A 19,872-nucleotide genomic window follows, 5' to 3' on the forward strand; every position below is an offset into this window, starting at 1 on the left:
CCGGCGAAGTTGGCCGTCTGCATGAACCCGGTAGAGGGGGGGGCCGGGGGGGGGGGGGGGGGGGGGGGGGGGGGCCCGGGGGGGGGGGGGGGGGGGGGGGGCGGGGCGCGGCCCGGGGGGGGGGGGGGGGGGGGGGGGGGGGGGCGGGGGGGTGTATCCCCCCCGGCCGACATGGCCGCGCCACTACGCTTGCCCCGCGAACTGGCATGGTCACCTGTAGAGCCGGGCCCCGCTCGGCAGCGGCTTTTCTGGCGTGGCACCGGCGCAGCACGGCCGTGCTCTACCAAACAGCCATGCTGCGGCGTGTTCGATGGTCCGGTTTGAGGCCTTCAGCTTGCCAATGCGCGCAGCACCTGTGCCAGCTTCTTAACCGCCACCTCAAGTTCGGCAGGCGTGTGGGCGGCGAATCCCATCAGGAAGCCGGCGGTCGCTTGTTCGCTGCAGGCATGCAGGCCACTGAGCCCAAGAAGATCGACTCCGGCCCGGCGCGCTGCGTCGATGGCTTGCTGCTCAGGGATGTTACGGATGAAGACGCAGGGCATCTGCATGCCGCCATCGGGTACGCGCGCTTCGACGAAGTCCTTGAGATGTCTGCGCACCAACTGCGCCAGCACATCACGGCGCTCGCAATAGATCGCACGCATGGCACGCACATGCGCACCGAAATGCCCCCCGTCCATGAAACGCGCCAGTGTCAGCTGCGGGATCGGTGCGCTATGCCCATCCAGCAGCGTGCGGGCGATGGTCATCGGCGCGACCAGCTCTGCCGGCAACACCATGAAGCCGATGCGCAGGCCGGGAAACAGCGACTTGGTGAAGGTGCCGATGTAAATCGTGCGCTGGTGCGCATCCAATCCCTGCACACAGGCCATCGGCGTGCCGGCGTAGTGGAACTCACTGTCGTAGTCGTCTTCGATGATCCATGCCTGCCGTTGCCGGGCCCAGTCGATGATTTCCAGTCGCCGTTCCAACGCCAGGGTCGCACCGCTGGGGAACTGGTGCGAGGGTGTAAGGAATACCGCGCGTGCGGGTTGTCGTGCGGCGCTCAGCAGATCCATCCTCATGCCGTCGGCATCCACCGGTACCGGCATGCAGTCCAGGCCAGCAGCATCAAATGCCTTGCGCGCGCCGTGATAGGCAGGGTCTTCGATGAAGATGCGCTCACCGGGATCGAGCAGCACAGTGGCACACAGGGTCAGCGCCTGCTGCGAGCTGGTCACTACCAGCACCCGCTCCGGGCTGGCGTGGGCGCCGCGCTCCAGGTTGACGTAGTCGGCGATTGCCTTGCGCAGCGGCGCCATGCCTTGTGGAGGGCTGTGCAACAGGGCAGCGCTACCCCATTCCTTCAACACTTGACGTTGCAGGCGTTCCCAGGTGGCCAACGGGAAATTACGGGTTTCCGGTACACCTGGGACGAACGCTCGAGGCGCCAGGAAATCGCGCACACCGCCATTGCGATACATGGTTGCGCCGCGTTGGCTCAAGCGCAGCGGCTGCGCCGCCATGCTGGCGCGTCGTGTGGTGCCGCGCCCACCCAGGCGGCGTGCGCCCTCCGCGACGAAACTGCCGCTGCCAACCCGGCGCTCGATGAAACCTTCGGCATGCAACTGGCGGTAGGCCGCCTCCACCGTGTCGCGTGATACGCCCAACGAGGCAGCCAACGCGCGTGAGGCTGGTAGCGCCTTGCTCGCATCCAGCGCGCCGTCGAGAATCAGCTGGCGTACCGCACGCTGGATACGGACATGCAGTGGCAGGCTCCGTTGCGCCGGGTCGACGACCCAGGCCTTCACCGATTCAAGTTGCGCGTGCTTGAACAATTGGTCTGGACTCAGTGTTGAAAGTGGCAGGGTCTATCAGGCCATTCTAAGGCTATAAAAACGGACCCGACGAGCCGCCCGCTACCAGGAGTTCGAACTTCGCCATGCCGTCTGCAGCCTACTCCTCCCGGGCCACGCGCCCGGCCGATCTGATCCACCCCATCGTTGCCGGGCTGGTCTCGGTCATCGTCAACTATGGCGGCACCTTCATCCTGGTGTTCCAGGCGGCCAAGGTGGCCGGGCTCAGCCCCGAGCTGACGGCGTCCTGGGTGTGGTCGCTGTCGATTGGCGTGGGTATCAGCGGCTTGCTGCTGAGCTGGTACAACCGCGCGCCGATCATCACCGCGTGGTCCACGCCTGCCGCTGCTTTCCTGGTGACGGCGCTGGCAACAACGCCATACAACGAAGCCATAGGTGCTTACCTGATCTCCGCTGCTGCCTTCGTGGTGTTGGGCCTGTCGGGATGGTTCGATCGTCTGATTCGGCTGATACCGGTGGGTGTGGCCGCCGGCCTGTTGGCCGGCATTCTGCTGCAGTTCGGCAGCCGCGCGTTTGCGGGCCTTGCTGTTGACCCGCTGCTCGCGGGCCTGTTGATCGTGGCCTACCTGTTGCTGAAGCGCTTCACCGCCCGTTATGCCATCGTCGGCATTCTGCTGTTGGGGCTGGCGTTCTTGTGGGCGCAGGGTCGACTGGATCTGTCCGCAGTGTCGCTGCAGCTTGCCAAGCCGGTCTTTACGATGCCCGCGTTCTCGCTCAATGCCTTGCTCAGTGTGGCGCTACCGTTGTTTCTGATCACCCTGACCGGGCAGTACATGTCTGGCATGCTGGTGCTGCGCAACGACGGCTTCAACACCAGTGCCAATCCAATCGTGGCGGTCACCGGACTGGGTTCCCTGCTGATGGCGCCGTTCGGTTCGCATGCTTTCAATATCGCCGCGATCACCGCGGCAATCGCTACCGGCCGCGAAGCGCATGAAGACCCTTCGCGGCGTTGGATTGCCGGGGTTGCTGCAGGCCTGTGCTACATCCTGGTCGGCGTGTTCGGGGTGACCTTGGCCGCGGTGTTCATGGCGTTTCCAGCCACCTTCATCGCCACCCTGGCCGGGTTGGCGTTGCTGGGTACGATAGGCGGCAGCCTGGCCACGGCGCTGGCCGATCCGCGTACACGCGAAGCGGCACTGATCACTTTCCTAGCGGCGGCCGCCAACATCAGCTTGCTCGGCATTGGTGGCGCGTTCTGGGGTCTGCTTATCGGTTTGTTGGCGCATGCCCTGTTGCATGGGCGCTGGTCGCCACGAAGCCAGCCAGCGCACGCCAACGCCAACAAACAGGGGCAGGCCCATGGTTGATTCATCATCAACCCAGACCCAGCACGCGCAGCACGGGCGCTATCCGCAGGCGGCGACGGTGGATGATTTTCGCCACAACCTGGCCGTGGTGCGGACGCGCATGGATGCCGCTTGCCTGCGCGTTGGTCGCGATCCTGCGCAGGTGCGTCTGCTGCCGGTCAGCAAGACCAAACCCGAAGCCAGCCTGCGCCTGGCCCATGCCGCCGGCTGCCGCGTGCTGGGCGAAAACAAGGTGCAGGAGGCTGCAGGCAAATGGCAGGCCATGCAGGACCTGAGCGACCTGCACTGGTCGATCATCGGCCATCTGCAGACCAACAAGGCAAAACTCGTGGCGCGCTTCGCCAGCGAGTTCCAGGCGTTGGACAGCCTGCGCCTGGCCGAAGCACTTGAGCGTCGACTGCAGGTTGAAGGTCGTTCGCTGGATGTCTATGTGCAGGTCAATACCTCGGGCGAGGCCAGCAAGTACGGGCTGGCGCCGGATGCCGTGGCCGCGTATCTGCGGGCGCTGAGCGCCTATCCAGCGTTACGCGTGCGTGGCCTTATGACATTGGCGGTGTTCTCGGCGGAGGCCGAACGCGTGCGCCGTTGCTTCGTGCAGTTGCGTGAACTGCGCGATCGTCTGCGGCAGGAAGGGCCAGCCGACGTCGCGCTGGACGAACTGTCGATGGGCATGTCCGGCGATTTTGAGATAGCGATCGAAGAGGGAGCCACGGTGGTGCGCGTTGGTCAGGCGATATTTGGTGCGCGGCCGCTACCGGACAGCCATTACTGGCCGACTGACAGCGATACAACGGAGTCAGCGCGATGAAAACCGCCATCGCCATTCGGCACCTGCACTTTGAGGACCTGGGCACTTTGGGGCCGCTGTTGCAGGCGCGCGGTTACACCGTGCGCTACCTGGAAGCGGCCAGCGATGATCTGCGCAATGCAGGGGCTGCCGATCTGCTCGTAGTGTTGGGTGGACCGATCGGTGCCTTTGATGAGCACGAGCACCCCTTCCTGCTTGATGTGCTCGCGTTGATTGAACGGCAGTTGCTGGGAGAGCTGCCGTTGTTGGGTATCTGCCTGGGGGCGCAGTTGATCGCCCGCGCGCTGGGTGCGGGCGTGGCCAGCATGGGAGTGAAGGAAATTGGTTTCGCGCCACTGACATTGACTGCACACGGCCGGGCATCGCCGCTGGCCGCGTTGGAACAGGTGCCAGTGCTGCATTGGCACGGCGATCGCTTCGAGATCCCCGAAGTGGCCAGTCGCTTGGCGGGAACGTCTCTGTGCGCAAACCAAGCCTTCAGTGTTGGACACCATGTGCTTGCACTGCAATGTCATCTGGAAGCGCAACCGCAGCAGGTCGGGCAATGGCTGGTTGGTCATGCCTGCGAGCTTGCCCAGGCCGGGATCGACCCGGGCGCATTGCGCAGGCAGGCGAACGCTGCGGCCTCGACATTGCCGCAGGCGGCACGCGCGGTGTTCGGTGCATGGCTGGACGCGCTGCCGCGTCATGCCAACGCAGCAACGACGTCGGCCGTCTCATCGAACAACTCAAGCACAGGAACCGCCACCATGTATGACACGTCAGTCGATCTTGCCGATTTCGATCCCGCGCTGGCTTCAGCGCTGCAGGCCGAACAGCAGCGCCAGCATGATCACGTCGAACTGATCGCCTCGGAGAACTACGCCAGTCCGCTGGTGATGGCAATCCAGAATTCAGTGTTCACCAACAAGTACGCCGAGGGCTACCCTGGCAAGCGCTATTACAGCGGCTGCGAGAACGTGGATGTGGCTGAGCGCCTGGCCATCGAGCGGGTCAAGCAGCTGTTCAATTGCGACTACGCCAATGTGCAGCCGCACGCCGGTGCGCAGGCCAACGCCGCGGTGTTTTTGGCCTTGGCCAGTCCGGGCGACACGGTGATGGGCATGAACCTGGCGCAGGGCGGACATCTGACCCACGGCAATCCATCCAACTTTTCCGGCCGCCACTACCGGATCGTGCCGTACGGGCTTGATCCGCAGACCGGCCTGATCGATTACGACGAGATGGAGCGCATTGCGATGGAGCGCCGGCCGACGCTGCTGATCGGCGGCTTCTCGGCGTACTCGCGGCACAAGGACTGGGCCCGCATGCGCGCAATCGCTGACAAGGTCGGGGCGATCTTCTGGGTGGACATGGCGCACGTGGCCGGGTTGGTGGCGGCCGGCGAATACCCGGATCCGTTGCCGCACGCGCATGTGGTGACCAGCACTACTCACAAGACTCTGCGCGGGCCGCGTGGCGGCATCATCCTGAGCAAGGGGCAGGATGCGGAGTTCAATAAACGCCTGGATTCCGCGGTGTTCCCCGGCATCCAGGGCGGACCGCTGATGCATGTGATCGCGGCCAAGGCGATTGCCTTCAAGGAGGCGCTGCAGCCAGAGTTCAAGACCTATCAGCGGCAGGTAATCGGCAATGCGCGGGCGATGGCGGCGGTGTTGCAGCAACGCGGCTACCGGATCGTCTCCGGCGGCACCGACAACCACCTGATGCTGATCGACCTGTCCAGCAAGCCGTTCACCGGCAAGGAGGCGGATGCCGCGTTGGCCCGCGCCTGGATAACCACCAACAAGAATTCGGTGCCCAACGACCCGCGTTCGCCGTTCGTGACATCCGGTGTGCGCATCGGCACGCCTGCGGTGACCACGCGCGGCTTTGGCATCGGCGAATGCGAACAGCTGGCCGGTCTGCTTGCCGATGTGCTCGACGGCTTGGAAGCGGGCAGGCTTGATGAAGTGACCGACGAGGTGCAGGAGCAGGTGTCGGCGCTGTGTCGGCGCTATCCGGTGTATCGCTGAAGCCGCGGTTGCTGCACGCGCCGACGAGTGCCGAGCGGCTGAACTGCATGATAAGGGCGCGCGCAGTTTTTGCGCGCGCTGGCGTCTGGCGCAGATCACCATGCAACGAGTTACGGATTGAAGAACACCCGCTGCATGGCCAGGCGCGCAGCATCCATCGAAAAGTGCCTGGCGATATTGGCCAGGCCGTTGTCCGACAGGCGCTGCCATAGCGCGGCATCGTCATACAGGCGCAGTATCGCTGCGGCAAACGTCTGGCTGCCGTCAGCGACCAGTACATCCTGGCCATCATGCAGATGCATGCCCTCCACGCCGCAGGTGGTGGCTACCACCGGCTGGCCATGGGCCATGCTCAGGTTGACCTTGCCCTTGACCCCGGCACCGAAGCGCAGCGGTGCTACCGCAACGCGCATGCCGGTCATGAACGGCACTACATCCGGTATATAACCGTGTACCTGCACGCCGGGGCTGGCGGCGGCCAGCGCATGGATGCTGTCTGGCACATCGGCACCGATGCAGTGGAATTGGATCTCTGGACGCTGTGCATGGATCAGCGGGAACACTTCGCCGATGAACCAGGTCATCGCATCCAGATTTGGTGGATGGCGGAAACCGCCGACGAAGACCAGGTCGTGCCGCTGTGCCCAGCCTTCGCCGGCGCCTGCGACTTCATGCAGGTTGGAAATCAGTTCCACCCGCACCTGTGGTGCATCGGTTGCCAGCTGTTCTTTTTCGGCGGCGCTGACCAGCAGGGTCACATCGGTGGCCGCCATCACCGCCAGCTCGCTGGCGCGGGTGCGTTCGGCGCTGCGCAGCAGGCGCTGGTCGCGGGCCAGCTCGGCGCCACGGCGCTCGCGCAGGTAGTGCAGGTCAACGGTGTCGAAAACGGTGCGGGCCTGCGGAGCAAACTGCTTCAGCAAGGGCAGGCACTCATTGGCAACGTGGTAGCGGACCAACATGACCACGGCGAAGCGCTTGCCGTTGTCGCGCAGCCAGCTGCCGACGCGGTCGAGGAAGGGCGCATGCCAGACTTCCACGCCCATGGCCTGCAGGGCTTCGCTGGCCGGGCTGGCGGGTTCGCCGCGGGTGGGCAGGAATACCACATGCGCGCCTTCTGCCAGCAGCATGCGGATCAGGTTGAACTGGCGCAGCGAGGCCGAGTCGCGGTCGGGCTGTGGCAGGCACTCATCGATGATCAGGATCTGGCGCTGGCGGCGATGCAGCAGGGCAGGTGACGGTACGCTGCCTGCTGCCGGCTGCGCGGCAAGTGCGTCCTGCCAGACCTTGGCGAACACCGCTTGATTGCGGACCTGGTAGGCCTTGACTCCCGTGCTGGTGTCGGTGCCATTGCTGGTGCCCTCGTCGTGTACGACGCGGCTGGCGGGCTGCACCAGCACGCGGCGTCCAGCGGCGCGCACCTTGAAGGCCAGGTCGGTGTCTTCGTAGTAGGCCGGTGCATACAAACTGTCCAGTCCACCCAGTTCTTCAAACAATAGTCGCGGTATTGCCAACACTGCGCCGGAACAATAGTCGGCATCGCGTAGCGCGCTGTAGCGGGGATCTTCGGCCGATTCAAAGCGGCCGTAGCTCCAGCAACTGCCATCGGCGAAGACCACGCCGCCGGACTCCTGCAGGCGACCATCCGGATACAGCAGCTGGGCCCCGACCAGGCCGGCTTCGGGCACGCTGGCGAAGGTCTCCAGCAGTGCGTCCAGCCAGCCGGGCTGGGGAATGGTGTCGTTGTTCAGCAGCACCACATAGTCGCCGCGGCTGAGTCGCAGGCCATCGTTGCAGGCGGCGATGAAGCCACCGTTGTGCGCCCGCAGGTGGTAACGCAGTCCGTCGATCTGCTGCATCCAGGCGCGGGTGCTGTCGCTGCTGCCGTCATCGACCACCAGGATCTCGCAGCTGGCGGCGGGCGGATGCTCGGCCAGGGCGCGCAGGCAGGCCAGCGTATGTGCGCAATGGTTGTAGACCGGAATGACGATGCTGGCCGTTGGACGCTCGCTGCTGGGCACACTGAACGGCGCAAACGGGGCGCTGGCAGGGAAGTACAGCGGTTCACGCTGAGCGGGCGGTTGGCGGCGGGTATGCACGCCAACCCGGTGCAGGGTTGCCCGCCAGCCGCGGGTGCGCAGGCTGGCCAGGCCCCGGCGGACCAAGCCGATGATGCGATTGACGGCGTAGCGCGCATCGGCCAGCGAAATCGACATTCCTTTGGAACTCCAGCTTAAGCAGGGGACTGACAGTCAACGCCCCCGGGGATGCGGCTGCGTTAGACTCATTACAAACCACATTCTCGCATCCCTGTGCCACGACGCCACGATTCCGACCAGTTCGACGACGATACCGACGGCAACAGCCCTGTGTGGCGGAGCCGCTTGATCACCTGGGGATTGGCCGCAGCCGCATTGGGGCTGGGCTTCATGATCCCCTATACGTTGTACCTGAACAGTCAGGTCAGCCAGCGTTTTGGTGAGCTGCGTTGGCAGATACCGACCCGCGTCTATGCGCGGCCGTTGGTGCTCAGTCCGGGCACGGCGATGAACGCCAATACGCTGAAGACCGAGCTGGCGGCCTCCGGCTACCGTGATGACGGCGCTGGCAGCAGTCCCGGCACCTACAAGGCACAGGGCGGCAGCTTCAGTATTTCCAGCCGCGGCTATGTCGACGTTGATGGCAATGTCGCGGCGCGCAAGCTTGATGTGGTGGTTTCCGGCGGGCAGGTGGCTTCATTGCGCGATGCAGACAGCCGCAAGGCGCTGAAGGCCGCGCGGCTGGACCCGGCACGTATCGCTACCTTGTACGGGCAGAAGCAGGAAGAGCGCCGGCTGGTGCGGGTGGGCGAAGTTCCCGAGCTGCTGGTCACCGGCCTGCAGGCAGTGGAAGACAAGGACTTTGCCCGTCATCACGGCATCGACCTGAGCGGTATCGCGCGCGCCGTATGGGTAACCATTCGTACTGGCGGTGAGACCAAGCAGGGCGCCAGCACCTTGACCCAGCAGCTGGCCCGCAGCGGCCTGCTCGGCATCGGCAAGGAACAGACCATCACCCGCAAATTCAACGAGGTGTTGTACGCGCTGATCATGGAGGCGCGCTACGACAAGTCCACCATCCTTGAGGCCTACCTCAACCAGGTTTACCTGGGTCAGCGCGGCAAGCAGGCCATCCACGGGGTGTCGTCCGGTGCCGAGTTCTGGTTTGGCCGTGACCTCAATTCGCTGAGCAGCGAGCAGATCGCGTTGTTGATCGGTCTGGTCAAAGGCCCGTCGTTCTACGACCCACGGCGCAACCCCGAGAACGCGCTGGACCGCCGCAACTTCGTGCTGGGCAAGCTGCACGAAAACAAACTGATTGACGACGCCGAGTATCAGCGTGCCCTCAAGGCACCGCTGGGCGTGTCCAAGACGGCGGGTATCGCCGCCGCCAACCGCTTCCCGGCCTATGTGGACCTGGTGCGTCGTCAGCTGGGCAACGATTACCCGGAAAGCGTGTTGCAAGGCGCCGGCTTGAATGTGTTCACCGGCATGTCGCCGTCGGCCCAGGCCTATGCCGAGGGCGCGGTGGCACACACCATCAAGGCGCTGGAAAACAAGCGTCGCCCGGAGCTGCAGACCGGTCTGGTGGTGACCGATGTGCACAACGGTGATGTGCTGGCGGTGGTCGGCAGCCGTGATGTGTCCGAACCCGGTTTCAACCGCGCCATCGACGCGCAGCGGCAGGTGGGTTCGCTGCTCAAGCCCTTTGTTTACCTGTTGGCATTGGCGCAGCCGGATCGCTACTCGCTGGCCAGCTGGGTCGATGACTCACCGGTAACCGTCAAGCTCAGCCGCGGCCGCAACTGGACGCCGGGCAATGCCGACAACCGCAGTCACGGCACGGTGCGTTTGATCGATGCCCTGGCGCGCTCTTACAACCAGGCCACCGTCCGCGTTGGCATGCAGGTCGGTCCGGAACGGCTGACCCAGCTGATGAATGTGTTGGCCGGTCTCAAGGCCGAGTCCAATCCGGCGGTGATACTCGGTTCCACCGACCAGAGCCCCTATGGCATGACCCAGCTGTACCAATTCCTTGCCTCCGGCGGTGAAATCCAGCCGTTGCATGCGGTGCGTGGCGTGGTCGATGCGCAGGGCAAGCTGCTCAAGCGCTATGACAAGAGCCCGGCGCCGGCACAGGAGGGCGACTCGATCGCCGCCAACCTGATCAGCGTCGGCCTGCAACAAGTGGTCTCCAGCGGTACTGCCTCCGGTTTGAACGCCGATGGCCTGTCGCGGCTGCAGGCCGCTGGCAAGACCGGTACCTCCAACGACGGTCGTGACAGCTGGTATGCCGGTTATACCGGCGATCATCTGGCGGTGATCTGGATGGGCAACGACCAGAACGAGCAGACCGGTTTGTTTGGTGCTTCCGGCGCGATGCGGGTGTGGTCGGGTATCTTCCGCAACCTGCCCAGCAAGGCCCTGCAGGTGAACAACAAGGGCTTGGACTGGCAGTACGTGGAAGCGGCAGGCAGCAATGCCACCGACGAATCCTGCCCGGGCGCACGTCGCTTCCCGTTCGTGGTTGGCTATGCGCCGCAGTACGTGCCCTGTGCAGTGCCCGCCGAAGTGTCGCTGCAGGAAGGTGCAGAGGGTGCCCAGGAGCAGTCCGGCGGCGGCTGGCGTGGTTGGCTGGGCCTGGATCGCAAGGAAGCTGAACCAGCTGCGGCCCCCGCTGCGCAGACGCCTGCGCGATAATCCCGCCCATGAATACCAAGTCTTTGATTCGCTACGCGCTGCTTGCTGCTGCAGTTTCTCTTTCACTTGCAGGCTGTGTCAGCGCACCACCGGCAGCAAAGCCGGCGGTAGTCGACAACACCACGCCGGCACAGCGTTTGGCGGCGGTGGATGCCATCGCCGGTGTCGACGACACCGAACTGTCAGTGCAGCCACTGCGCGATGCGCAGGTGGACGACCTGCGCCAGACCGCCATCGCCAAGCGCAAGGCCGGTGACCTGGCCGGTGCCGCCGAAGCCTTGAACGAAGCCCTGCTGCAGGTGACCGATGACCCGGGCATCCTGCAGGAACGCGCCGAAATCGCTCTGCTGCAGGCTGACTGGCCGCGTGCCGAGACCTTGGCCAAAAAAGCCGTGGATCTGGGTTCGCGCACTGGTCCGCTGTGCCGTCGCCACTGGGCCACCATCGAACAATCGCGACTGGCCCGCGCCGAAAAAGAGAATGCCGTCTCCGCGCATGCGCAGATCGAAGGCTGCACCGTGCCGGGGATCAAGCGTTTTTGATTTGTGCCGGGAACAGGGAATGGAAGAGCCTGATCGTTGGGCGAGGCTGCACTCCGTCATTGTCATGGTGCGATCAGCGTTCCGATTGAGGTCGGCCTCCATTCCCCATTCGCGATTCATCATTCCCGGCGCTTGAGCCATGTCCTCCCTAGTCACCGCCAGCTGCGAAGCACTCAGTGAAGGTGGCGCGCTTGCGCGTCAGCTTGATGCCTTCGTGCCGCGTCCCGCGCAGCTGCGTTTGACCGGGGCCATCGCTGAAACCTTCCAGCAGCGCGACGTGTTGCTGGCCGAAGCCGGTACCGGCACCGGCAAGACCTACGCCTATCTGGTGCCGGCGCTGCTATCTGGTTTGAAGACCATTGTCTCCACCGGCACCCGCGCGCTGCAGGACCAGCTCTATCATCGCGATCTGCCACGCGTGCGTGCCGCACTGGGCGTCGGTCATCGCGCTGCCTTGTTGAAGGGGCGGGCGAATTATCTGTGCCGCTATCGCTTGGATCAGGCGCGCGGCGAGCCACGTTTTACTTCGACCGAGCAGGTGGCGCAGTTCCAGCGCATCCTTACCTGGTCTGGTCGCACCCAGTATGGCGATATGGCCGAGTTGGACGGCTTGGCCGATGACTCACCGTTGCTGCCGATGGTCACCTCGACGGTAGACAACTGCCTGGGGACTGATTGCCCGTTCTGGAGCGATTGTTTCGTGGTGCAGGCGCGGCAGCGGGCGCAGGAAGCGGATCTGGTGGTGGTCAATCACCATCTGCTGCTCGCCGATCTGGCGCTGAAGCAGGAAGGCTTCGGCGAAATCCTGCCCGGCGCGCAGGCCTTCGTCATCGACGAGGCGCACCAGCTGCCCGAGCTTGCGGCCAACTTCTTTGGTGAAGGCTTCGGCATGCGTCCGTGGCAGGAATTGGCGCGTGATTGCCTTGCAGAGTGCCGCAGCGTCGCTGGCGCGCAAGCCACCCTGCAGCAGCCGGTGGCGACGCTTGAGCTGGCCTTGCGCGAGCTGCGCGAGGCGATGGAAAAACTGCCGCAGCGCGGCACCCGCTGGCGCGCCTTGGCAGTGCCAGCGGTGGCCGAAGGCTTTGATGCGGTCGCTGCGGCGATGGCGCAGCTGCGCGACGCATTGAGCGTTGTGCGCGAAGCCTCGCCCGGACTGGATGCCTGCCATGCACGCGCGCTGGAAGGTGTGTCGCGGCTGTCGCGCTGGTTGGATGATGGCGACCGTGGCGCGGTCGACGAATGGGATATCGATGAGATTGCGGTCGCCGCGGAAGATGGTGCCGCGCCGGCGTCCAGCGATTCACTGTTCCCCGTCGATGATGGCAACGATGTGCTGTGGTACGAGCTGACGCCGCGCGGTTTCCGCTGCCAGCGCACACCGATGGATGTATCCGGCCCGTTGCGTGAGCACCGCCTGCGCTCGATGGCGGCATGGGTGTTCACCTCGGCCACCTTGACCGTCGATGGTGGCTTTGAGCACCTGTCCAAGCGTTTGGGTCTGGATGACCCGGATACCCTGGTCCAGCCCAGTCCCTTCGATTGGCAGCAGCAGGCGCTGTGCTATCTGCCGCAGCAGCTGCCGGATCCGGCGGCGCGCGGCTATGGCGCGGCCTTGATTGCAACCCTGCGGCCGGTGCTGGAGGCCTCGCAGGGCAGGGCATTCCTGTTGTTCGCTTCGCATCGGGCGCTGCGTGAGGCCGCCGATGCGTTGCGTGATGGCCCGTGGCCGCTGTTCGTGCAGGGCGAGGCGCCACGCGCCAGCCTGCTGCAGCGCTTTCGCGAGTCGGGCAATGGCGTGCTGCTGGGCGCGGCCAGCTTCCGTGAAGGCGTGGATGTGGTCGGCGATGCGCTGAGCGTGGTGGTGATCGACAAGCTGCCGTTCGCTGCTCCTGATGATCCGGTGTTCGAAGCGCGGCTGGATGCGATCCGCCGTCAGGGCGGCAATCCGTTCCGCGATGAGCAGCTGCCGCAGGCGGTGATCGCGCTCAAGCAGGGCGTGGGCCGGCTGATCCGCAGCGAGACCGATCGCGGCGTGCTGGTGCTGTGCGACCCACGCCTGCTCTCGCGCGGCTACGGCCGGATCTTCCTGGATTCACTGCCGCCATTCCGCCGTACCCGCGCGCTGGCCGATGTGCAGGCGTTCTTTGCGCGACAATGGGCGCCGGAGGCGGATTCCGCCAGCGCGACGCCCTCGGTCGACGCAGGCTCCGAAGCGCCGCCGTTCTCCCTTTCCTGATGTGATGCCATGAAGCTGCTTGCCTTTGAAACCGCCACCGAAGCCTGTTCCGTCGCCCTGTATGTGGATGGGCAGGTATTGGAACGGTTTGAAGTAGCGCCGCGCCGACATGCCGAGCTGAGCCTGCCGTGGGCCGAGCAGCTGCTGGCTGAAGCCGGTATTGCCCGCAACCAGCTGGACGCCATCGCGCTGAGCCGTGGGCCGGGTGCGTTCACCGGCGTGCGTTTGGCAATTGCGATCGCGCAGGGCATTGCCTTGGCACTGGATCGGCCCCTGCTGCCGGTATCGACCCTGCAGACCTTGGCGCTGCGTGCGCCGGCCGATGCACCACGCGTACTTGCGTGCATCGATGCGCGCATGGGTGAGTTGTATGTGGCGCGCTACCTGCGTGATGCCGATGGCGAGCTGCAGTTGCAGGAGCGTGAGCTGCTGGTTGCGCCGGATGCCGTGCAATTGCCGGCCGACGACAGCGTATGGGCCGGTGTGGGTACCGGTTTCGCGGCGGGCGAGGGCGTGTTGAGCGCGCGGCTGCAGTCACGCCTGAACAGCGTGGATACGCAGGCCCTGCCCCGCGCCGCCGACGTGCTGAAGATCGCCGTACCGGCAATGCTGCGCGGCGAAGCCATCGCCCCTGAGCTGGTGCAGCCGGCCTACCTGCGCGACAACGTCGCGCTGACCTTGATCGAGCAACAAGCGCTGCGCGATTCCAAGCGCTGAAGCTTGACGGGTTTTGTAGGAGCGGCGTAAGCCGCCAAGCCGGTGTTGTCTGAACTACAGCTCCGATCGCGATCTGGGAGTGTGCGAGCTTCGCGGCTTACGCCGCGCCGACAAAAAGCCGGTTCAACGATCGTCGTGCAACTGCCCGCCGGGCAGGAACATCCAGGTGCGGGTGACCTGCAGGATGTCGATGTCGTCTTTGGTCTCGGGCAATGCCGGGAATGGCTGTGCCTGTTCGATCACGCGCAGGGCGGTGGCATCCAGTAACGGCACGCCGCTGCTGCGCAGGACGCGGCTGCTCTCCACACTGCCGTCGCGGCGCACGCCGACGGTGATCACCACTTGGCCGGCAAGCCGGCGCTGGCGCGCTTCGTCGGGGTAATTCAGGTTGCCGACGCGCTCGGCGCGATCGACCCAGGCGCGCAGGTAGTTCGCATAGGCGTACTCCCGGGTGCTGGCCGAGACAAACTTGCGGTTGGGGCGTTTGGCGTACTGCTCTGAACGCAGATGCACTTCGGCTGCCAGGCGTGCCATTTCCGCATCACGCTGCTCGCGTGCGTTCATCGGTGCATTGCTGTCGGGGCGATCCGGCAAGGGCTGGGTCTGCGCGGTCGCAACCGGGTCCTTGCCCTGGGTGCTGGTGATGATGCGCGCCTGCGGCGGTGGCAGTGCTGCGGCACTTTGTGCCTGCAGCGGCACCGGTGCAAGCCCGTTCTGCAACTGCGGCACGATGCCGGCCTGGGCATCGCGTGGGCGCTGTGCCTTGTCGTGGTCGCCGCCGCCCTGCTGGTTAGCCTGGGCCAGGAAATCGGCCTGTTTGGGCGTAAGCGGTGTGCTGGTCTGGCTGAAGATCACGTCCATAGTGGGCACCAGCGGCGCGTTGTCGCTGACCGCAAAGCCCACCCCGAGTATCAGCAGACCATGCACCAGCGTAGACAGCACCAAGGTGGCGGTCAGCCGTTGCTGTTCGCTGGCCCGCGGTGCCGCGGGCAGGACGTCAGGCTGGGAATACATCAGGCCAGGCCAGCCTCGATGGCATCAAACAACTGGCCGGCGATGTTCAGGCCGAACTGTGCATCCAGCTCGCGCACGCAGGTGGGGCTGGTGACGTTGACCTCGGTGAGATAGTCGCCAATCACGTCCAGACCGACAAACCGCATGCCGCGGCGTTTCATTTCCGGGCCGACCTGGGCCGCAATCCAACGATCACGCTCGCTCAGTGGGCGGCCTTCGCCACGGCCGCCAGCGGCGAGGTTGCCACGGAACTCGTCGCCCTGCGGGATTCGTGCCAGGCAGTAGTCCACCGGTACACCGTCGATAAGCAGGATGCGCTTGTCGCCAGCGCTGATATCGGGAATGAAGCGCTGCGCCAAGGCCAGGTGCTGGCCGCCGTCGGTCAGCGTCTCCAGGATCACGTTGAGATTGGGGTCGCCGGTGCCGCTGCGGAAGATCGAGCGCCCGCCCATGCCGTCCAGCGGCTTGAGCACGGCTTGGCCGTGTTCAAGCACGAAGGCCTTGAGTTCGCGCGCGCTGCGGCTGACCAGGGTCGGCGGGCAGCACTGTGGGAACAGCAGCGCGGCCAGCTTCTCGTTGAAGTCGCGCAGCCCCTGCGGGTCGTTGACCACGATGGCGCCGGCCTGCTGGGCGACGCTGAGGATGTGGGTGTCGTACAGGTACTCGCCATCGAATGGCGGGTCCTTGCGCATCAGCACGATCTGGCCCTGGCCGAATGCCAGCGGTACGAACTCGCCCAAGCTGAACCAGCCGGCCTTGTCGTCGCGCACCTGCAACGGCGCAACTTCGGCCAGCGCCTGGCCGCCGTGCAGCGACAGCCCGCCTGGGCGCACATAGTGCAGCCGGTGACCACGACGCTGGGCCTCCAGCAGCATGGCAAAGGTGGTGTCCTTGGCGATCTTGATGTCGGCGATGGGGTCCATCACCACGATGACGTCTAAAGGCATGACTTGAATCCAGCAGATCTGGATGAGGATGTTAGCCGTTCAGGGCGGGGCCGCACAGCGCGGAAAGCGGAACGCTGAGGCTGAATGGCGTTGCGCTTTTATTGAGATGCAGGTCACATTACCTTGAGGATCGGCCAAGTCCTGCGGGCATCGCTTGACAGTTCGCGGCTGGGCTGGGATATAGATGCGCTTTCGCGGCAATATCGCATTCGGTATCGGTCGCGCGTTCGGGGATCAAAAATGGTTGAAAACATGGCTGCGGGTGGGGAACTCGCAGGGCTGAAGGTGATGGTCATCGATGATTCGAAGACGATCAGGCGCACGGCTGAAACATTGCTCAAGCGGGAAGGTTGCGAAGTCGTTACCGCCACTGACGGTTTCGAAGCGTTGGCCAAAATCGCCGACCAGCAACCGCAGATCATCTTCGTCGACATCATGATGCCGCGCCTGGATGGCTATCAGACCTGTGCGCTGATCAAGGGCAACCAGCTCTTCAAGTCGACGCCGGTGATCATGCTGTCGTCCAAGGATGGCCTGTTCGATAAAGCCCGTGGCCGCATCGTCGGTTCCGAGCAATACCTCACCAAGCCATTTACCCGCGACGAACTACTAGGTGCCATCCGCACATACGTCAACGCCTGACCAGGGGGAAAGGCACAAAATGGCTCGAATTCTTTTGATCGAGGACTCACCGACCGACAGGGCGGTGTTTACACAGTGGTTGCTCAAGGCTGGGCACGAGGTGTTGTCGGCTGACAACGCCGAGGACGGCCTGACGATTGCCCGGGAGCAGGCTCCACAGCTGGTGCTGATGGACGTGGTGTTGCCGGGCATGAGTGGTTTCCAGGCAACCCGCGCGCTGTCGCGTGACGAGGCCACCCGTGCTATTCCGGTGCTGATCGTCAGCACCAAGGGCATGGAAACCGACAAGGCCTGGGGCATGCGTCAAGGCGCCAGCGATTACATCGTCAAGCCGCCGCGCGAGGATGATCTGATCGCGCGGATCAACAAACTGGTGGGTTGATGCGTTCTCCATTCGACATCCTTGAAGCCTACGAACGCCGCAGTCTGGCGCACGCGGTACAGCTGCCAGAGCGCAGCTTTTCGCAGGATGTCTGGCGTGGCGTGGGTTACCGCGTTGGCAGCCGGCATCTGGTCTCGGATTTCCGCGAAGTTGTGGAAGTCGTGCCCATGCCGCCGGTCACTCCGGTTCCCGGCGCGCAGCCGTGGTTGCTGGGCGTGGGCAACCTGCGCGGCAACCTGTTCCCGGTGGTGGATCTGAAGAATTTCCTGGAAGGTGAGCGTACGCCGCCACAGGAAGGCCAGCGCGTGTTGATCATGCGCCAGAGCGGCGGCGACGTGGCACTGGTGATCGACGAGTTGTACGGCCAACGCAGCTTCGAGGCACCCATGCAGGTGCCGGCCGGTGACATCGCCCAGGGCCGTTATGCGCACTTCGTCGAGCGCGCCTTCCATGATGAAGGCCGTGACTGGGGTGTGTTTTCGCTGTCGCTGCTTTCCCGCACTCCTGAATTCCGGCAAGCGGCCGCCTGATTGGCGCGCTTGCCTCTTCGTATTGAGACCGAGGTCGAACGATGAGTACTGCTCCTGAAGCCGCCAAGGCTGGCAAGCTTGGCAACGTAAGCACCAACTTCTGGTTGGGCTTGTTGGTGCTCTCGATGGTCGTGTTCGGTGCCAACACCGGCGTGGCCACCTGGCAGGGCAGTCGACTGGCCGGTGCCAGTACCGGCGCCGCCGATCTGCAGGTGCTGTCACAGCAGCTGGCTAACCAGGGCCGTGAAGCCGTGGCCGGTAGCCGCGAAAGCTACGCAGCCTTCAAGGACACGCGCAGCAAGGTTGAAAGTACGGTCAGCGAGTTGCAGGGCCGTTACGGCAATGAGACCGGCGTGTCCGGTCCGTTGAGTGCACTGGTCGATACCTGGAAGCCGCTGTCCAAGAACGCCGAACAGATCGTCGCCTCAGAGCCGGCGGTGCTGGCCCTGGCCGGTAATGCCGATGCCTTCGTCGGCGCGGTGCCGCAGCTGCAGGCACAGTTGAACGAAGTAGTGCGGGCAATGACCGCCGGTGGTGCCCAGTCCTCGCAGGTTTACAACGGTCTGCAGCAGGTGGTGGTGGTGGGCACCATGGCCCGTCGCGTAACCGAAATCCGCGCTGGCGGTGCTGGCGCAAGCGGCGCTGGCGACGCGCTGGCACGCGACATGGTGGTGTTCACCCAGGTGCTGGAAGGCCTGCGCAACGGCAATGAAGAAATGGGCATTGCCGCCGTGCGTAATGCCAATGCACAGGTTGCGCTGGAACAGTCGGCCAGCCAGTGGGCAAAGATGAAGAAGGATGCTGACGCCATTCTGGCCAGCTCGCGCAATCTGTTCGCTGCACAGTCTTCGGCGGCCGCACTGGCGACCGGTTCGGACAAGATGCTGGAGAGCAGCCGCAAGCTGTTCGATGCGTTCTCGGCTTTCGGTTCGGCCCGTGATACCCGCATCTTCCCGAACTTCTGGTGGAGCGTGATCTTCGGCGGCCTGTCGGTGCTGTCGATCATTGGCTTCGTGTGGAGCACGGTGCGTACCCGTTCGCGTGAGCAGGACGTGCGTTACCAGACCCAGGTGGAATTCAACAGCCGCAACCAGCAGGCGATTATGCGTCTGCTGGACGAAATCAGTTCGCTTGGTGAAGGTGACCTGACGGTAAAGGCCTCGGTGACCGAGGACATGACCGGTGCCATCGCCGACGCTATCAACTACGCCGTGGACGAACTGCGCCACCTGGTGACCACCATCAACGACATCTCCTCCAAGGTGGCGGTGTCGGCACAGGAAACCCAGGCAACCGCAATGCAGCTGGCCGAAGCCGCAGGCCACCAGGCCGACGAGATCACCAGCGCCTCGGACCGTATCGGCGAAATCGCCACCTCCATTGAGCAGGTCTCGCGCAACTCCACCGAGTCGGCCGAAGTGGCACAGCGCTCGGTGGTCATCGCGACTGAAGGTGCCGGCGTGGTGCGGCAGACCATTCAGGGCATGGATCAGATCCGTGACCAGATCCAGGAAACCTCCAAGCGCATCAAGCGCCTGGGTGAGTCCTCGCAGGAAATCGGCTCGATCGTGGAACTGATCAACGACATTTCCGAGCAGACCAACATCCTGGCATTGAACGCCGCCGTGCAGGCAGCTTCGGCCGGTGAAGCCGGTCGCGGTTTCGCCGTGGTGGCCGACGAAGTGCAGCGCCTGGCAGAACGTACCTCCGGCGCAACCCGTCGAATCGAAGGTCTGGTGCAGGCGATTCAGGCCGATACCAACGAAGCGGTTACCTCGATGGAACAGACCACTGCCGAAGTGGTGTCGGGTGCGCGTCTGGCCGAAGACGCCGGTACCGCACTGACCGAAATCGAGCGCGTGTCCAACGCACTGAACAACTTGATTAAGAGCATCTCCATCGCCGCCAACCAGCAGGCCTCGGCAGCTACCGACATCACCCAGACGATGGGCGTGATCCGGCAGATTACCGGCCAGACCTCGCAGGGCGCCGGGCAGACCGCCGACTCGCTGGGGCAGTTGAACCAGTTGGCGGCAGAGCTGCGCCGTTCGGTGGCCGACTTCAAGTTGCCGGCCTGAACGGACTGATCGGGCGGGGATGCAGAGGAATCAGCAGATGAAGTTTCGTCACAACGCAA

The 19,872-nt window shown here is 64.5% G+C and carries 15 protein-coding genes and 1 pseudogene; 12 read left to right on the forward strand and 4 right to left on the reverse strand.

The features are described from left to right. Positions 1-329: 329 nt before the first annotated feature. Positions 330-1,790, reverse strand: coding sequence for a MocR-like pyridoxine biosynthesis transcription factor PdxR (gene pdxR / locus ACVOMB_RS05235; protein ID WP_481530210.1), 1,461 nt, complete (start codon positions 1,788-1,790; stop codon positions 330-332). Between the two features lie 131 nt (positions 1,791-1,921). On the opposite strand from pdxR, the gene ACVOMB_RS05240 reads away from it, so the two are divergent. From ACVOMB_RS05240 to glyA, 4 genes and pseudogenes are all read left to right on the forward strand, one after another. After that, positions 1,922-3,166: a benzoate/H(+) symporter BenE family transporter gene (locus tag ACVOMB_RS05240; RefSeq protein WP_481530211.1), complete on the forward strand. Its 1,245-nt coding sequence runs from the start codon at positions 1,922-1,924 to the stop codon at positions 3,164-3,166. Continuing rightward, a complete protein-coding gene (locus ACVOMB_RS05245) occupies positions 3,159-3,974 on the forward strand; it encodes a YggS family pyridoxal phosphate-dependent enzyme (RefSeq protein WP_481530212.1) in 816 nt (271 codons plus the stop codon). The genes ACVOMB_RS05240 and ACVOMB_RS05245 overlap by 8 nt, the downstream gene beginning before the upstream one ends. Further along, a pseudogene (locus ACVOMB_RS05250) lies at positions 3,971-4,594 on the forward strand (glutamine amidotransferase); the annotation flags it as partial. The gene ACVOMB_RS05245 and the pseudogene ACVOMB_RS05250, both read left to right, overlap by 4 nt. 129 nt (positions 4,595-4,723) lie before the next feature. Beyond that, the gene (gene glyA / locus ACVOMB_RS05255; RefSeq protein ID WP_481530285.1) at positions 4,724-5,989 is read left to right on the forward strand and encodes a serine hydroxymethyltransferase; all 1,266 of its coding nucleotides are present in this window, start codon (positions 4,724-4,726) and stop codon (positions 5,987-5,989) included. Positions 5,990-6,099: 110 nt separating this feature from the next. Here glyA and ACVOMB_RS05260 read toward each other — a convergent pair whose 3' ends face one another. Next, complete coding sequence (locus ACVOMB_RS05260) at positions 6,100-8,202, reverse strand: glycosyltransferase (protein WP_481530213.1); 2,103 nt, start codon at positions 8,200-8,202, stop codon at positions 6,100-6,102. 96 nt (positions 8,203-8,298) lie between these two features. Between ACVOMB_RS05260 and mrcB the strand changes: the two genes are divergently transcribed. The 4 genes from mrcB to tsaB all read left to right on the forward strand — a co-directional run bounded on the left by mrcB (position 8,299) and on the right by tsaB (position 14,220). After that, a complete protein-coding gene (gene mrcB, locus ACVOMB_RS05265) occupies positions 8,299-10,725 on the forward strand; it encodes a penicillin-binding protein 1B (protein ID WP_481530214.1) in 2,427 nt (808 codons plus the stop codon). An 8-nt stretch (positions 10,726-10,733) separates the two neighbouring features. Continuing rightward, complete coding sequence (locus tag ACVOMB_RS05270) at positions 10,734-11,267, forward strand: tetratricopeptide repeat protein (protein WP_481530215.1); 534 nt, start codon at positions 10,734-10,736, stop codon at positions 11,265-11,267. 139 nt (positions 11,268-11,406) lie between these two features. Beyond that, positions 11,407-13,503 carry a DNA repair helicase YoaA gene (yoaA, locus tag ACVOMB_RS05275; protein WP_481530216.1) on the forward strand — a complete coding sequence of 699 codons (2,097 nt, stop codon included), beginning with the start codon at positions 11,407-11,409 and terminating at the stop codon, positions 13,501-13,503. 9 nt (positions 13,504-13,512) lie between these two features. Continuing rightward, on the forward strand, positions 13,513-14,220 hold the full coding sequence (tsaB, locus tag ACVOMB_RS05280) for a tRNA (adenosine(37)-N6)-threonylcarbamoyltransferase complex dimerization subunit type 1 TsaB (RefSeq protein ID WP_481530217.1): 708 nt from the start codon (positions 13,513-13,515) through the stop codon (positions 14,218-14,220). 123 nt (positions 14,221-14,343) lie between these two features. Here the strand turns inward: tsaB and ACVOMB_RS05285 are convergent, their stop codons facing one another. Together ACVOMB_RS05285 and gshB are read right to left on the reverse strand one after the other, a co-directional pair. Continuing rightward, entirely contained in the window at positions 14,344-15,234 is an 891-nt protein-coding gene (locus ACVOMB_RS05285; protein WP_481530218.1) for an energy transducer TonB, read from the reverse strand. Continuing rightward, complete coding sequence (gene gshB / locus ACVOMB_RS05290) at positions 15,234-16,181, reverse strand: glutathione synthase (protein ID WP_481530219.1); 948 nt, start codon at positions 16,179-16,181, stop codon at positions 15,234-15,236. Before gshB ends, ACVOMB_RS05285 begins: the two co-directional genes overlap by 1 nt. 240 nt (positions 16,182-16,421) lie before the next feature. On the opposite strand from gshB, the gene pilG reads away from it, so the two are divergent. Genes pilG through ACVOMB_RS05310 form a run of 4 tightly spaced genes read left to right on the forward strand, consistent with a single transcriptional unit; the run spans position 16,422 to position 19,813 of the window. Continuing rightward, positions 16,422-16,823 (forward strand): twitching motility response regulator PilG, encoded by a 402-nt coding sequence (gene pilG, locus ACVOMB_RS05295; RefSeq protein ID WP_057628851.1) that lies wholly within the window; start codon positions 16,422-16,424, stop codon positions 16,821-16,823. Positions 16,824-16,842: 19 nt separating this feature from the next. After that, entirely contained in the window at positions 16,843-17,205 is a 363-nt protein-coding gene (locus tag ACVOMB_RS05300; protein WP_481530220.1) for a response regulator, read from the forward strand. Further along, complete coding sequence (locus tag ACVOMB_RS05305; RefSeq protein ID WP_481530221.1) at positions 17,205-17,735, forward strand: chemotaxis protein CheW; 531 nt, start codon at positions 17,205-17,207, stop codon at positions 17,733-17,735. Before ACVOMB_RS05300 ends, ACVOMB_RS05305 begins: the two co-directional genes overlap by 1 nt. Positions 17,736-17,776: 41 nt before the next feature. Next, a complete protein-coding gene (locus tag ACVOMB_RS05310) occupies positions 17,777-19,813 on the forward strand; it encodes a methyl-accepting chemotaxis protein (RefSeq protein ID WP_481530222.1) in 2,037 nt (678 codons plus the stop codon). Positions 19,814-19,872: the final 59 nt, after the last annotated feature.

This window comes from Stenotrophomonas sp. STEN018 (assembly GCF_056760235.1).